This is a genomic window from Tenacibaculum finnmarkense genomovar ulcerans, from assembly GCF_900239495.1.
GTDB classification, from domain to species: Bacteria; Bacteroidota; Bacteroidia; order Flavobacteriales; family Flavobacteriaceae; genus Polaribacter; species Polaribacter ulcerans.
The window spans coordinates 67441-83297 of the sequence record NZ_OENE01000007.1; the positions used below are offsets into that span (position 1 = coordinate 67441).

The following is a 15857-nucleotide window of genomic DNA, read 5'->3' on the forward strand; positions in this document are numbered from 1 at the left end:
GTTTTTTCTATAATATACTGTTTTTAAAACAAAAAAATTACTTTAAAACAGATAGCTTTAAAAATAATCTTACTAATAGTGAGGTTTTTTAGTGATGCTGTTTATCAAAATAAAACCAATAATATATATGTATGTATTAAAGAGAGACGGACGGAAAGAGCCTGTGATGTTCGATAAAATTACCGAAAGGGTTCGAAGAGAGTGTTATGGGTTAAATGAAATTGTAGATCCTGTAAAAGTAGCAATGCGTGTAATTGAAGGATTATATGATGGCGTATCTTCTTCAGAATTAGATAATTTAGCAGCAGAAACAGCCGCAACAATGACTACTGCTCATCCTGATTATGCAAAATTAGCAGCAAGAATTTCCGTATCAAATTTACATAAAAGTACCAAAAAATCGTTCTCTGAAACGATGACGGATTTATATCAATATGTAAATCCTCGTACAACAAAAAAATCACCTTTATTGGCAGATGACGTATATGATATCATCCAAAAAAATGCTGATAAATTAGACTCTACCATTATTTATAGTCGTGATTTTAATTATGATTACTTTGGCTTTAAAACCTTAGAACGTTCTTATTTATTAAAGTTAAACGGAATTATTGCAGAGCGTCCGCAACACATGTTAATGCGTGTTTCTATCGGTATTCATAAAGATGATATTGAAGAAGCAATAGCAACTTATGAGTTAATGAGTAAAAAGTATTTTACTCATGCAACGCCTACATTATTTAATGCAGGAACGCCAAAACCACAAATGTCTTCTTGTTTTTTATTACAAATGCAAGATGATAGTATCGAAGGAATTTACGATACTTTAAAGCAAACTGCAAAAATTTCGCAATCGGCAGGAGGTATCGGGTTGTCTTTACACAATATCCGTGCTACGGGAAGTTATATTGCTGGAACTAACGGAACATCAAACGGTATTGTACCGATGTTAAAAGTGTTTAACGACACGGCACGTTACGTAGATCAAGGAGGAGGAAAACGTAAAGGTTCTTTCGCGATGTATTTAGAGCCTTGGCATGCCGATATTTTTGATTTTTTAGATTTAAAGAAAAATCATGGTAAAGAAGAAATGAGAGCACGTGATTTATTTTACGCTATGTGGGTTTCTGATTTATTTATGCAACGTGTTCAACAAGATGCCGATTGGACATTAATGTGTCCGCAAGAATGCCCAAATTTATTTGACACTTATGGTGAAGAATTTGAGCGTTTATATACAGGTTATGAAGCTGCCGGGAAAGGTAGAAAAACAATCAAAGCACGTGAATTATGGGAGAAAATCTTAGAATCACAAATTGAAACAGGTACGCCGTACATGTTATACAAAGATGCTGCAAACCGTAAATCGAATCAAAAGAATTTAGGAACTATTCGTTCTTCAAACTTATGTACCGAAATTATGGAATATACTGCCGAAGATGAGGTAGCAGTATGTAATTTAGCATCTATAGCAATACCAATGTTTGTTGCTGAAGATAAAAACGGAAAGAAGTTTTTTGATCATGACGAATTATATAAAGTAACTAAAAAAGTAATTAGAAACTTAGATACGGTTATTGATAGAAATTATTATCCTGTTGTAGAGGCTAAAAATTCAAATGAGCGTCATCGTCCAGTTGGTTTAGGAATTCAAGGACTTGCGGATGCTTTTATTATGTTGCGTTTGCCTTTTACTTCGGATGAAGCTAAAAAATTAAATAAAGAAATCTTTGAAACCTTATATTTTGCAGCTGTAACTTCATCAATGGAAATTGCAAAAGCAAAAGAGCCATATTCTACTTTTAAAGGTTCGCCAATGTCTAAAGGAGAATTTCAACAAGATATGTGGGGTACAACAGAAGCTGATTTAAGCGGTCGTTGGGATTGGGAATCTTTACGTAAAGAAGTTGTAGAACATGGTGTTCGTAACTCGTTATTAGTAGCGCCAATGCCAACTGCATCTACTTCTCAAATTTTAGGAAATAACGAAGCTTTTGAACCATATACATCTAATATTTATACGCGTAGAGTTTTATCTGGTGAATTTATTGTTGTAAACAAACATTTATTAGAAGACTTAGTAGCGTTAAATTTATGGGATAATGCAATGAAGGAAGATATTATGCGTGCAAACGGATCTATCCAACATATTGCGACTATTCCACAAGATTTAAAAGATTTATATCGAACGGTTTGGGAAATGAGTATGAAAGATATTATTGATATGGCTCGTGATAGAGGATATTTTATCGATCAATCTCAATCATTAAACTTATTTATGAAAGACCCTGATTATGCTAAATTAACTTCGATGCATTTTTATGCCCATAAAGTTGGTTTAAAAACAGGAATGTACTATTTAAGAACAAAATCGGCAGTAAATGCCAAGCAGTTTACCTTAAATATTGAAAAGAAGGTAGACGTTATTGAAGAAGATGCGCCAATGAGTGCAGCTGAATATAAAGCAATGATAGACGCTTCTAAAAATGGAGTTCCAGAAGATGACTGCTTAATGTGTGGTTCTTAAAACCTGCATATTTTAATCATTTTAGATGTTTATATTTTAAATGATATTAAAAATTATAGGAAGAAGAGAGGTCGAAAGGCTTCTCTTTTTTTTGTGAAAAAATCTAAGAACCTGTTTAAGAGTTAAATAAATATTAAATTTTCGTTGACAGATTCGATTTCTTATTTTTCTGTGATATTTTTTTTCAGATAAAATTTAAACAGGCTTTTAATAGAAAATAGCTTCTTAAATTGATAAGAAAACTACCTTAAATTATTACATAAAATAGAAAGTTTAAAACGTTATTTAAACTAATTCTAAATGTTAAATAAAAGCATTGTTAAAGCTTGTAAAATATGCGAATACCACTTAAATTTGTTAGAATATTTATATAAACAAACAAAATAATGGGATTATTAAAATCTTCTATTGGAAGAAAATTTGCCATGGCGCTTTCGGCGTTCTTCTTGATGTTTTTCTTATTGCAACACTTTGTAATAAACGTCACCTCACTTTTTCCAGATAATGGAGCAACATTTAACGCGTTATCCCACTTTATGGGAACTAACCCGTTAATTCAATTTGTTATGCAACCTGTCTTAATTTTTGGTGTAGTTTTTCATTTTGTAATGGGATTCGTCTTAGAATTAAAAAACAAAAGTGCAACTAATGTAAGTTATGCAAAAGATAACGGAGCAGCTAATTCTACTTGGATGAGTAGAAATATGATTTGGTCTGGTGCAGCTATTTTAGCATTTGTATTGTTACACTTTATCGATTTCTGGTTTCCAGAAATTAACACAAAATTTATCCAAGGAGACTGGAGTGGTGTACACGAAGGTATTGAAGGATTACGTTATTTTCATGAATTACAAGAAAAATTCGTAAACCCACTTAGAGTTGGTGCTTACGTAATTGCTTTTGTATTTTTAGCATTACACTTATTACACGGATTTTCTTCAGCATTCCAATCGGTTGGAGCAAATAACAAATACACTAAAGGATTGAAAACATTTTGTAAAATATATGCAATTGGTATTCCTGTTGGGTTTATCATCGTTGCTTTATTTCATCATTTCAATCATTAATACGAAACTAGTATGGCTTTAGATTCAAAAATTCCAAAAGGTCCAATTAAAGATAAATGGACAGATTATAAAAATAAGATTGATTTAGTAAACCCTGCAAACAAACGTAATATTGATGTTATTGTTGTTGGTACAGGATTAGCTGGTGGGTCTGCTGCTGCAACCTTAGCCGAATTAGGTTATAATGTAAAAGCATTTGCTTATCAAGATTCTCCACGTAGAGCGCATTCAATTGCAGCACAAGGAGGAATTAATGCAGCAAAAAATTATCAAGGTGATGGTGATTCTTTCTACCGATTATTTTACGATACCGTAAAAGGTGGAGATTACCGTTCACGTGAGGCAAACGTATACCGTTTGGCTGAAGTTTCTGCAAATATTATTGATCAATGTGTGGCACAAGGAGTTCCTTTTGCTCGTGATTATGGTGGATTATTAGACAACCGTTCATTTGGTGGAGTTTTAGTTTCTAGAACTTTTTATGCAAAAGGACAAACAGGACAACAATTATTATTAGGAGCATATTCAGCTATGAACCGTCAAATTGCTCGTGGAAAGATTGAAATGTTCAATCGTCATGAAATGTTAGACGTTGTTAAAGTTGATGGAAAAGCCCGTGGAATTATTGCCCGTGATTTAATTACAGGTAAAATCGAGCGTCATTCAGCACACGCCGTAGTTATTGCTACTGGTGGATACGGAAATGTATATTTCTTATCAACAAATGCAATGGGGTCAAACGCAACTGCAGCTTGGAAAATTCATAAAAAAGGAGCATTTTTTGCAAACCCTTGTTATACGCAAATTCACCCTACTTGTATTCCTCGTTCAGGTGATTATCAATCGAAATTAACCTTGATGTCAGAATCACTACGTAATGACGGTCGTATTTGGGTTCCTAAAAACATGGAAGATGTAATGGCAATTAGAGAAGGTCGTAAAAAACCAACTCAATTATCAGAAGAAGAAAGAGATTATTATTTAGAAAGAAGATACCCTGCCTTTGGTAACTTAGTACCTCGTGATGTTGCCTCTCGTGCAGCAAAAGAACGTTGTGATGCTGGTTACGGAGTAAATGCAACTGGTGAAGCAGTGTATTTAGATTTTAAATCGGCAATTACTCGTTACGGAACAGAACAAGCAAAATTACAACATATAACAAATCCTTCGGAAGCAAAAGTTTACGAATTAGGAAAAGGAATCATAGAAGCAAAATATGGTAACCTATTCCAAATGTATGAGAAAATTGTTGATGAAAATCCGTACGAAACACCAATGATGATTTATCCTGCAACACACTATACAATGGGTGGTGTTTGGGTTGATTATAACTTAATGACAACTGTTGATGGATTGTACTGTATTGGAGAAGCAAATTTCTCTGACCATGGTGCAAACAGGTTAGGAGCTTCTGCATTAATGCAAGGTTTAGCCGATGGATATTTCGTATTACCTTATACTATTGGAGATTATTTATCGAACGATATTCGTACAGGAAAAATTTCTACCGATACTAAAGAATTTGAAGAAGCTGAAAAAGAAGTTACCGATCGTGTAAATTTCTTTATCAATAATAAAGGAACACATTCTGTTGATTATTACCACAAAAAATTAGGTGTAATTATGTGGGAAAAATGTGGAATGGCTCGTAATGAAAAAGATTTAAAATCAGCAATGGTTGAAATTAAAGCATTACGTGAAGATTTCTGGAAAAACGTAACAGTTCCTGGTGATGCAAACGAAATGAATCCTGAATTAGAGAAAGCTGGTCGTGTGGCTGATTTCCTTGAATTAGGGGAGTTATTCGCCAAAGATGCTTTAGATAGAAAAGAATCATGTGGAGGTCACTTTAGAGAAGAATCTGCAGAAACAGATGGACCTCAAAAAGGAGAAGCAAAACGTAATGATAAAGATTACGCTTATGTTGCTGCTTGGGAATATAAAGGTGAACCAGCTGCTGCGGTTTTACACAAAGAAGAATTAGAGTTTAACGATATTGAACTAAAACAACGTTCATACAAATAAGAAGATATTATGAATTTAACACTTAAAGTTTGGCGTCAAAAAAACGCAAGTGATAAGGGAAAGATGGTCGATTACCAAGTAACCGAGATTTCTGAGCATATGTCTTTCTTAGAAATGATGGACGTACTTAATGAGCAAATAATCAATAAAGGTGATGAGCCTATCGCATTTGACCATGATTGTCGTGAAGGAATTTGCGGAATGTGTTCTATGTATATTAACGGTGAAGCCCATGGTCCTGATAGAGGTATTACTACCTGTCAGTTACACATGCGTATGTTTAAAGATGGCGATACTATTACAATTGAGCCATTTAGAGCAGCAGCTTTTCCTGTAATTAAAGATTTAGTCGTTGACAGAATGGCTTTTGAGCGTATTCAACAAGCAGGTGGATATATTTCTGTAAATACTTCAGGAAATACCCAAGATGCCAACGCAATTCCTATTCCTAAAAAAGATGCTGATGACGCAATGGACGCAGCAACTTGTATTGGTTGTGGTGCTTGTGTTGCAACTTGTAAAAACTCATCGGCAATGTTATTTGTTGGAGCTAAAGTAAGTCAATTTGCTTTATTACCACAAGGACAGGTTGAAGCTACCGATCGTGTATTAAACATGGTAGCTCAAATGGATGCTGAAGGTTTTGGAAACTGTACAAATACAGGAGCTTGTGAAGTGGAATGCCCTAAAGGAATTTCATTAGAAAACATCGCTCGTATGAATACAGAATTTATGAAAGCAAGTTTAAAAGGATAGATTCTTTTAGATATAGATTGAAAATCCCGAGTTTATACTCGGGATTTTTTTGTTTAATTTTATCAATAATTTACTAACAAATTTATCTAAACAATTATGAAGATATCACATTTTTTAAGCATCGCTATTTTAGTGGTTGCGGTTACTTCTTGTAAATCAGAAATACAAGAAAATACGGCAACAGTTCCTGTTGTACTAACAACAAATCCAACTACAGAAGTGCCTACATACGGGTTTACATCCGAAGTAATTTTAAATGATATTAAGGTTTTATCTTCGGATGATTTTGAGGGTAGAAAAACAGGAACTCTAGGGGCTACAAAAGCTAAAAATTACATAAAAGAACGTTTTAAAAGTTTAAATGTAACCCCGCTTACTGAAAATTTTGAACAAGCTTTTTCTTTTACTAACGGAACAAAAACCTATAAAGGAATTAATGTTTTAGGGCTTATTAAAGGAACAGCAAACACCGATAAATACATTGTTTTGTCGGGGCATTACGATCATTTAGGTGTTATTGACGGTAAAATATTTAATGGTGCTGATGACAACGCTTCAGGGGTTGCAGCATTACTAGGATTTGCAGAATACTTCAAAAAAAATCCACCGAAACACAACGTTATACTAGCTGCTTTTGATGGCGAAGAACTTGGCTTAAAAGGGGCATATCATTATATAAAAAACCCTGTAATTTCTTTAGATAAAATAGTATTGAACTTAAATTTCGATATGATTTCGAGAAGCGATAGTAAAGAATTATACGCCGTAGGAACACGTTATACTCCTATGTTAAAACAAACAATAACATCATTAAATAAAGTTGGAGAAGTTGAATTACTTATAGGGCATGAAGGTTTAGATAGCTTAGAAAATTGGACAAATTCAAGCGATCACGCAGCATTTTATAAAAAGGAAATTCCGTTTATATATTTTGGAGTTCCTGACCATAAAGATTATCATAAAGCTACAGATACTTATGATAAAATAAATAAAAAATTTACTTTAGAGGCTATTCAAACAATCATCAGTGTTTTTGCAAAATTAGACGCTAAAGAATTGTAAAATAATTTCTAAATAGCTTTATTTTAAAGCCAAAAAAAAGCCTATTGATTTTAAAATCAATAGGCTTTTTTAATATTTGTAGATACTTATTTCCAAGTATTGCTAGCACTAGCTCCACCCCAAGTTAGGGTAACTAAATATGGATTGTCAATAAAAGGATTTCTATTTCCTTGTACTTTTGCAATAGTGTTATTTCGTTGTTTTTCGAAATCAGAAACAGGATCTTCTTTGTTCCATTTTAAGAATAATTCTTTCGAACCAACTTTATCAAAAGTTTCGCCATATCTAGCGTTTAGGTAAAAAACCATTCTGGCAACATCTCCTTTCCACTGATCTCCAGGATACCAAGCATTATTATCTTTTTTAGCAACACCACTTCCGTCAATAAATGGAAGGTTTGATCTTCTGGTGTTTACTTTGTCATCACACGATCTTAAATGGTGTAAATCGGTTCTTGATATCGCATGATTTGCAGAAGCAAGTTTTGATTGTGGATATATATGCTCTGTATTGTAGGTTTGTGTTTGATGAGGGTTAGAACCAGAAGTATATTCTCTTCTATCTCTACTTTCACCAGTGTACATTAATACTACATTGTCTGTATTGTTTAAATCTTCATCCGCATTGTATAAATATTTATGTCTGTCGGTATATTTTAAGATGTTTGAATGCGATCTTTTTAATAAATCTTTCAGGGCTTCATAATTACTTTGCGTATCGTTTACAAAAGAAACACCACTATAATAAGCCGCTAATTCCGCAGGAATATTAAAAGCAATTGCCTTTATAACATTTACCGTAATTGTTGCGGTAGCACATGAATTTGTAGGGTCGTTATCACAAATAGTGTAGGTAAAGGTGTCTTTCCCTAAAAAATCAGCTAAAGGAGTATAGCTAATTGTTCCATCGGCATTTAAAACGACTGTTGCATTTGAAGCCTCTGTATTTATTGATTCAATTTTAGCACCATCAATTAGCACATCGTTATCAAGGTAACTACTAATTATAAGCGCTGAATTAATTCCTGTATTATAAATATCATCGACAGCCTGGGGAGTTCCTTTGTCAGAAACGCTAATACTTACAGTTGCTGTTTCACAAATATCAGGGGTATCTTTACTGCAAATAGTGTAGGTAAAAGTATCTATTCCTGAAAAGTTTTTAGCAGGAGTATAGGTGTAAAGTTCACGTTCTCTTTCTATGCTTCCGTTGTTTGTAGTTTTTGCATCAAAAGTAACAGTAATACTACCTCTAGATGAATATTCATCATTCGATAAAAAACTTGGTAATTCAATAACGGTGTTTTCAATAGCTTTAAAAGCATCGTCTTTTGCTACTATTTTTTCAGTTTCAGTTTCAGTTTCAGTTGGTATTGGTTCTGGTTTTATAATATCTTCTGTGTTTCCGCCACAGTTTATAAGGAATAAGGTTGCAAACCCTAATAATAATACTCTTTTCATCATCATGTTAATAGTTGTTAATGGTTGTTGTTAAATAATTTTATCGTGTACTTTTGTGGGGGTATGATTATTCCAAACTGTCAATATATCAGTAGCTACACTAGCGCCACTACCAGCAGCAATTGCAAACTGACTGCGCCAACCCGCTAAGGTTCCACAAACATATAATCCTTGTTTTATTAAATGATTAAAATTACGAAGCTGTATGCGATCTTTCATCACATTTGCCCTGATATGTCGTTCAACATACTGCTCTAAACCTGCTATTTCAAAAGGTTTTGAATAATTTAAAGCGATGACCACTTTTTTGCTGAGGTATTCTTGTTTATTTGTACTAATTTTATATCCGTTTTCATCATCTAAAACAGCCAATACCTTTTCGTTTTCAATTTGAATTACGTTAGGATATTGTGCTTTTAATTGTGTTTTTCCTTCAATTAAAATATCTTTACCTAATTTCCCTTCAGGCAATCCTAATACATTGTTAAATAGGGCATTTTGTAAATGAGATGTCTTTTGGTGTAATAAAATTCCTATTTTTTTATCTTTAGCATAAGCTTTTTTATGTGCCGATCCTAAAACCAAGGCACATTGCATGCCCGAAACACCTCCTCCAATAATTAATACGTCAAAAATCATTTATGCTAATAATACTTTAATGTTTTCGGCAAATAATCGAACAGCAATTGCTAATAAAATTACTCCAAAAACCTTTCTAATAATTTTAATTCCGTTATTTCCTATAAATTTTTCAATTTTTGGAGATGTTTTCAATACAACATAGATAACTAATACGTTTAATAAAACAGCAATAATTATGTTTGATATATGAAATTCAGCACGTAAAGATAAAAGAGTTGTTAAACTTCCTGGTCCTGCAATTAATGGAAAGGCAAGTGGAAAAACAGTCGCTGTTAAAGTTTCTTCGTCATCATCATCTTTATATAAAGTAATTCCTAAAATCATTTCTAAGGCGATAAAAAATAAAATAAATGCGCCTGCAACAGCAAAAGAATGTACATCAACACCAATTAAGCTTAATAACTGTTTACCAACAAATAAAAATAAAATCATTATAAAACCAGCAATAACAGATGCTTTTTCTGATTGTATATGCCCTACTTTTTTACGTAAGTCAATAATAATAGGGATGTTTCCAATAATATCAATTACCGCAAACAGTACCATAAAGGCTGTTAAAATTTCTTTGAAGTTAAAATCCATAATATTTTGTTTTTCAAGCGCAAAATTATATAAAGTAATGTTACAATCTAGTATTTTTGCAGCTAAATTTTATGTGAAGTTATTGTTAACTTCCAACTTAAACTATTTTTATGTTCCAATTAGGAAAAACTTTAGTATCAGAAAGTATTATAGATACTGACTTTGTTTGTAATATTTCTGCCTGTAAAGGTGCTTGTTGTATTGATGGTGATGCTGGTGCGCCATTAGAAAAAGAGGAAACAAAAATTTTAGAGGATATTTATCCTCAAATCAAACCTTTTTTACGTAAAGAAGGTATTGAGGCTATTGAAAAGCAAGGCACTTGGATTACTGGTGATTTTGGCGAATTAGAAACGCCTTTAATCAACGGTGCAGATTGTGCCTATGTTATTTTTGATGATAAAAACACTGCTTTATGTGCTATTGAAGAAGCGTATAATCAAGGAATTGTCGATTGGAAAAAACCTGTTTCTTGTCATTTATATCCTGTTCGAATTAAGCAATACAGTGAATTTTCGGCAGTAAATTATGATAAATGGGATATTTGTGATGATGCTTGTTCTTTAGGAAAAGAATTACAAGTACCTGTTTATAAGTTTGTAAAACAAGCCTTAGTTAGAAAATTTGGGCAAAACTGGTATGACGAATTAGAAGAAGTAGCCGAAAAAAGAATAAAAGAGCAAGAGCGTAAAAGAGTAAAAGAATAATAGAAAAAGAGAATAAGAGTGTAATTTTTTTTTTTTAATAAAAAACGACGCTATTTCAGCGTCGTTTTTTGTTTTTATTGATTTTGAAATACTTTTATGCGGTTATTTTACGCTAAAGCTGTCATTATCTAAATTAATATCCGCCATTAATTTTGAAGGATTAATTTCTACTGATTTTACTATTTTAGACGCAGTAAAACTATAGGTTGGATGTGCAAAAGTCCAATCTTCAATAACGGTTGCTGTTGTTGGCTTTTCGCCACGCATCATACGTAAAGGAATGTTAAAAGATTCTTTTGATCCATCGGTATAAACAACCAAAACATCAATAGGCATTGGCATTTGCCCGATTCTTTCTAAGGTAATTTCTTTTCCTTTTACCGATTTTACACCATAATCAATCGTATGTGTGGTTTGTGTCCATTCGTTTAAAAACCAATCTAAATGAATTCCTGAAACTTTTTCAGCCGTTCTTTTAATATCGTTTGGTGCAGGGTGTTTAAAAGAAAAATCAGTAAAATATTTCTTTAAAGTTTTTGCCGTATTTTCTTTTCCGATGATATATTCTAAATGCGTTAAGAAAATATTTCCTTTCGAATAACTTCCCATTCCGTACGCCATATTTGTATGAAAACGATCGGCATGTGTCGATAGCGATTCTTCTAACTTATTTTTTACTACATAATTGTAATATCTGTAAGAACCAGTATGTGGGTTTTTATCATTTTTACCAGAGATAACATTTTCTGCTTTATTAGAAATATAAGTTGTAAAACCTTCATCCATCCAAGAATGTTTCGTTTCATTAGATGCTAATAAAAACTGAAACCAAGTATGTGCTAATTCATGCGCTGTAACGCCAAATAAGCTTCCCCATTTACGTTTTCCTGTAATTAAAGTACTCATTGCGTACTCCATTCCACCGTCACCACCTTGAATAACTGAATATTGTTTATAAGGATATTGCCCAATATGCTTGCTGAAATACGTCATTAATTCCGCTGTTTTAGGCTGTAATTTTTTCCAGTTTTTTCTGAAATTACTAGGTAAATCATTTTTATATAAAAAATGCAAATCGATACCATTTTTCATGGTATAAATATCGTGCGTATAATTCGGATCGGCAGCCCAAGTAAAATCGTGTACATTTGGAGCAGTAAATTTCCAAGTTAATTTTTTAGTTGATGGAATATTTAAAGCCGATTTTTTGTTTTCATATCCATGCCCAACTTCCTGCGGATTTTGAAGATATCCAGTTCCTCCAACGGTATAATTTTTATCGATATGAAGTGTTACATTAAAATCACCCCAAACACCGTGAAATTCACGTCCTAAATACGGAGGTGTGTGCCATCCTTCGAAATCATATTCAGCCATTTTAGGGTACCATTGTGCCATTGACAATGCCACACCTTCTTCGCTATTTCTTCCTGAACGACGTATTTGAGCAGGTACTTGTGCATCAAAAATCATATCAAAAGTTACGCTTTCACCAGGTAAAATTTCCTTGTTTAAGGTAACCTCTAAAATAGTTCCAACAGTTTGATGTTTTACAGCTGCACCGTTTTGTTTTAATGAATTTACTTTGATGTATCCAATTTCTGTAGGCGATAGTTTACTAATTCTATTTCCGACTCTTTTATCAGGATCTTTAATATTTTGTGAACGCACATCCATTTGAGAATTTGGCTGAAACGCATTAAAATACAAATGATAAAACACCTTATTTAATTTATCGGGTGAATTATTAGTGTACACTAATTGCTGAATTCCTTTATATTGAAAGGTTTTTACATCCATATCAATATCCATATTATAAGCAACATGTTGTTGCCAATAATTTTGACTTACAGGCGTATTTGCTGTTTTAGCGATGTTGTTTTTAATAGATTTTTTTACTTCATTATTTGTTGTTGAACTTGTAGAGGCACAAGAAATCATCGACAATAATGAAAGTCCTAAGATTATTTTTTTCATATTAAATTGATTTAATACCTATTGCTGTTAGGGTCTTTTTTAAGCTTTTTAACTCGGTTTTATTTTTCAATTTTGAAAAACTTCTTGTTTTGCCATTTTTTAACTTTAAAGCAATACGTTCTATTCCTGAATTTTCTTTGATTTCTAATCCTTCAATTTCAGTAAGTTTATACGTTTTTTTCCAAGATTTTTTAAGTAGATAAAAAAGCACTGCAACAAGCGATCCGAAGCCAAGTAATGCCATAAAAATAAAGAGCATTTCATTTTTATCAAAAGAAATATAAAATAATTGAACACTCATATTAAGTACGTTCACTAGCATTAATACAATAATTAGCCATGAATGTGTAGGAACGTCATCTTTAATGCTTATTTGTTGAGTTTCTTTATTAAACGCTAACTGCATAGGTTGTTTTTATAACAAAAAAAGAGCATCAAAACTTTAAAAATCAATGCTCTTTTTTATCTTCTATATTATTTTTTTACTTTCTTCCGTTCACCATTCTGTCAGCCATTTTAACAGCATTGTAAGCGTTTACAACACGCCCAGAAACTGATAAATCAGCAAAAGGAACTAAATCTCCTTGAGGATTTTGGCTAGTTTTAGAACCTGGTTTGGTAACTAATAAATCAATTTTAGTTCCAGAGTTCATTAAAATATGTTTTACTTGGCTAGCCGATAATTCAGGATAATAAGAACGAACTAATGCAGCAACACCAGCAGCAGCAGGCGATGCCATTGAAGTTCCACTAATTTTCTTATAAGTATTGTCAGGATATGTTGAATTTATTTGTACTCCAGGAGCAAAAACATCTACATTCTTTTTACCGTAGTTAGAAAAACTTGCAGGTAATTCTTTGTTATAATTAGAACTCATTGCTCCTAATGTTAATACATTATCAGAAACTTCGTTAATTAAATCAGGTGCATCGTTAGGATATGTTCTTTCAACATCGATGTTTTTTCCTGAATTTCCTGCGGCATTTACAATTAATACATCTTTTTTAGCGGCGTATTTTAAGGCATCGTAAACCCATTCTTTATTTGGAGAAAAATCTTTTCCAAAACTTGTGTTAATAACTTTTGCTCCGTTATCAACAGCGTAACGAATTCCTAAAGCAACATCTTTATCATACTCATCTCCGTCTGATACCGAACGAACAGCCATCATTTTTACATTATCAGCAACTCCATTGGTTCCAATATTGTTATTACGAGCAGCTCCAATAATACCGGTAACGTGTGTTCCGTGCGATTCTTTCTTTTCAGAATGACCAGTATTGGCATTACCATAACCAGGCTTGTCGTTAATATCGTAAGGATTATCACCTACAACTTTACGGTAATCAGCCTTTAAATTATCTTCAGCAATGGTTTTATCGGCATTCTTTATTCCTTTTTCAAAGTATTCTTTAGTTTCTTTTAAGTCGGTAAAATAACTTAACATACGTACTGAAAAACCTTTTGCACGGTTTAAACTTTCATCCGAAGAATTGATTGCTGCAATTTCTTTTTTTGTATAGGTTGATTTTCCAAAGTATTTGGTTAACGCTTTTTCTGATTCAACAGCCATTTTTACAAATTCAGCAGAACGAACTTTTGATTTTTTTGCACCAGCTATTTTTTCGGCATGTTGTTTTTTTACCTCAGCTAAAGTAGTTGCATCTACTAAAGATGGATTCATTAAAATACGTTCGTACTCTAAGTGTTCTTTATAAGATTCACCTAAAAAGTTCCATCCGTTAATATCATCAATATAACCGTTTTTATCATCATCGATTCCATTTCCTGCAATTTCGTTGGTGTTTACCCAAGCTACAGAAGCTAAATCTTCATGTTTTAAATCGGTACCAGAATCAACAACTCCAACAACAACAGTAACATTTTTCTTTCCTTTTAAGAAATCGTACGCTTTGTTTACACTCATTCCTGGAATACTGTCTGTTGCTAAATCTAAATGTAGCCAATTGTCTTTTTCATAGGCAGTTAATGCTGCTTTTTTTGCTGAAATATTAACAATATTATTGCTTCCTGTAGGTACAGCAACTTTACTTACCGATGAACAGGCTGTTAATATTGAAATTGCTACTGCCGAATAAAACATTGGTCTTAAAACTCTCATAATTTCTATCTTAATTAAATATATCTGTAAATTTATAACTCTCGTTTAAACGAACTCCTTTTTCGGTATGTTTAACCGTAATTAGCTCATTATAGGCATCGTGCTCTAAAAATAAGTGATAATTATTATCGGCTGCTTCGTTTAAAAATATTCTTTTTTCTGCTATACTAAGCAAAGGTCGGGTATCGTAGCCCATTACATAAGGCAAGGGAATGTGCCCTGCTGTTGGTAGTAAATCGGCCATAAAAACAACTGTTTTTCCTTGGTATTGAATTTTAGGAAGCATTTGTTTTTCGGTATGCCCATCCATAAATAAAACATCAAAACCTAGTTGGCTTTGAAAATTTTCAGGCTGTTTGTCAATAAAATTTAACTGCCCGTTTTGTTGAATTGGTTGTATGTTTTCTTTTAAAAAAGATGCTTTTTCACGAGCGTTAGGAATGGTTGCCCATTGCCAATGCTCTTGATTACTCCATACTTTGGCATTTTTAAAAGCGGGCATATAGCCTGTTTTATCGTTATTCCATTGAATTACTCCGCCACAATGGTCAAAATGTAAATGTGTTAAAAAAACATCGGTAATATCATCTCTGTGAAAACCGTGTTTTGCTAAGGAAGTATCTAATGAAAAATCGCCAAAAAGGTAATAGTATCCGAAGAATTTATCGGATTGTTTGTTTCCAACGCCAGTATCAATTAAGGTTAACCTGTCGCCATCTTTAATAAGCATACAGCGCATACTTAACGAAATTAAGTTATTAGCGTCTGCAGGGTTTGTTTTTTGCCAAATAGTTTTAGGAACTACGCCAAACATAGCGCCGCCATCTAATTTAAAATTACCAGTTTCTATTGAAAAAATTTGCATAGCTACAAAGATGCAGAAATTTAACGAAACTTTTTGTTAATGAAAACAAAAAAGACGCACTAAT

General features: G+C 32.8%; 13 protein-coding genes. 6 read left to right on the top strand and 7 right to left on the bottom strand.

From position 1 onward, the window contains the following. Positions 1-127 precede the first annotated feature (127 nt). The 5 genes from DPIF8902391_RS02750 to DPIF8902391_RS02770 all read left to right on the top strand — a co-directional run bounded on the left by DPIF8902391_RS02750 (position 128) and on the right by DPIF8902391_RS02770 (position 7437). Positions 128-2527, top strand: a complete 2400-nt coding sequence (locus DPIF8902391_RS02750) for a ribonucleoside-diphosphate reductase subunit alpha (protein ID WP_058886170.1) — start codon at positions 128-130, stop codon at positions 2525-2527. Between the two features lie 383 nt (positions 2528-2910). Continuing rightward, entirely contained in the window at positions 2911-3594 is a 684-nt protein-coding gene (locus DPIF8902391_RS02755) for a succinate dehydrogenase cytochrome b subunit (protein WP_058886169.1), read from the top strand. A 12-nt stretch (positions 3595-3606) separates the two neighbouring features. Next, on the top strand, positions 3607-5619 hold the full coding sequence (locus tag DPIF8902391_RS02760) for a fumarate reductase/succinate dehydrogenase flavoprotein subunit (RefSeq protein WP_058886168.1): 2013 nt from the start codon (positions 3607-3609) through the stop codon (positions 5617-5619). 9 nt (positions 5620-5628) lie between these two features. Beyond that, positions 5629-6375, top strand: a complete 747-nt coding sequence (locus DPIF8902391_RS02765; protein ID WP_058886167.1) for a succinate dehydrogenase/fumarate reductase iron-sulfur subunit — start codon at positions 5629-5631, stop codon at positions 6373-6375. Positions 6376-6471: 96 nt separating this feature from the next. Beyond that, positions 6472-7437 (top strand): M28 family peptidase, encoded by a 966-nt coding sequence (locus DPIF8902391_RS02770; protein WP_172504984.1) that lies wholly within the window; start codon positions 6472-6474, stop codon positions 7435-7437. Between the two features lie 86 nt (positions 7438-7523). Here the strand turns inward: DPIF8902391_RS02770 and DPIF8902391_RS02775 are convergent, their stop codons facing one another. The 3 genes from DPIF8902391_RS02775 to DPIF8902391_RS02785 are packed head-to-tail and all read right to left on the bottom strand — an operon-like array spanning position 7524 to position 10121. Continuing rightward, positions 7524-8903, bottom strand: a complete 1380-nt coding sequence (locus tag DPIF8902391_RS02775; protein ID WP_172504985.1) for an endonuclease — start codon at positions 8901-8903, stop codon at positions 7524-7526. 24 nt (positions 8904-8927) lie between these two features. Next, entirely contained in the window at positions 8928-9536 is a 609-nt protein-coding gene (locus DPIF8902391_RS02780; RefSeq protein WP_058886164.1) for a BaiN/RdsA family NAD(P)/FAD-dependent oxidoreductase, read from the bottom strand. After that, positions 9537-10121, bottom strand: a complete 585-nt coding sequence (locus DPIF8902391_RS02785) for a MarC family protein (protein WP_058886163.1) — start codon at positions 10119-10121, stop codon at positions 9537-9539. Between the two features lie 110 nt (positions 10122-10231). Here DPIF8902391_RS02785 and DPIF8902391_RS02790 point away from each other — a divergent pair, with 110 nt between their 5' ends. Continuing rightward, positions 10232-10828 carry a DUF3109 family protein gene (locus tag DPIF8902391_RS02790; protein WP_058886162.1) on the top strand — a complete coding sequence of 199 codons (597 nt, stop codon included), beginning with the start codon at positions 10232-10234 and terminating at the stop codon, positions 10826-10828. 102 nt (positions 10829-10930) lie between these two features. Here DPIF8902391_RS02790 and DPIF8902391_RS02795 read toward each other — a convergent pair whose 3' ends face one another. The 4 genes from DPIF8902391_RS02795 to DPIF8902391_RS02810 form a co-directional block, all read right to left on the bottom strand. Further along, positions 10931-12805 carry a M1 family metallopeptidase gene (locus DPIF8902391_RS02795; RefSeq protein WP_058886161.1) on the bottom strand — a complete coding sequence of 625 codons (1875 nt, stop codon included), beginning with the start codon at positions 12803-12805 and terminating at the stop codon, positions 10931-10933. Between the two features lies 1 nt (position 12806). Beyond that, on the bottom strand, positions 12807-13211 hold the full coding sequence (locus DPIF8902391_RS02800) for a hypothetical protein (protein WP_058886160.1): 405 nt from the start codon (positions 13209-13211) through the stop codon (positions 12807-12809). A gap of 76 nt (positions 13212-13287) precedes the next feature. Continuing rightward, complete coding sequence (locus tag DPIF8902391_RS02805) at positions 13288-14928, bottom strand: S8 family serine peptidase (RefSeq protein ID WP_058886159.1); 1641 nt, start codon at positions 14926-14928, stop codon at positions 13288-13290. Between the two features lie 10 nt (positions 14929-14938). Next, entirely contained in the window at positions 14939-15793 is an 855-nt protein-coding gene (locus tag DPIF8902391_RS02810; protein ID WP_058886158.1) for an MBL fold metallo-hydrolase, read from the bottom strand. Between the last annotated feature and the right edge of the window lie 64 nt (positions 15794-15857).